Raw genomic sequence first — 262 nt, forward strand, 5'->3', positions numbered from 1 at the left:
ATATTTAGTAATATAGAACTCCTTTTTGTAATCGGTTTACCGATCGGTTTAGCTAAAAAAGCTAATGCTAGAGCAGCGTTGGCAGCATTTGTAGTCTACATGACCTGGAATAACTTTATTGAAACAATGCTGGGATTCTGGGGATCATCTTTCGGAGTAGATTACTCTCTCGAACCAGGGGGAGTCAGTGGCCTGAAAAATATAGGAGGAGTCAAAACTTTAGACACTAACCTAATTGGGGCCATCTTAATTGCTGCGATAG

The 262-nt window shown here is 40.5% G+C and carries 1 protein-coding gene; it reads left to right on the plus strand.

The genetic code is table 11. From position 1 onward, the window contains the following. The coding region (locus O4G74_RS16175) for a PTS transporter subunit EIIC (RefSeq protein ID WP_269403541.1) at nt 1-262 on the plus strand (262 nt) is incomplete at both ends.

The sequence above is a fragment of the Henriciella marina genome (genome assembly GCF_027213945.1).
In the GTDB taxonomy this organism is placed as follows: Bacteria; Pseudomonadota; Alphaproteobacteria; order Caulobacterales; family Hyphomonadaceae; genus Henriciella; species Henriciella marina_A.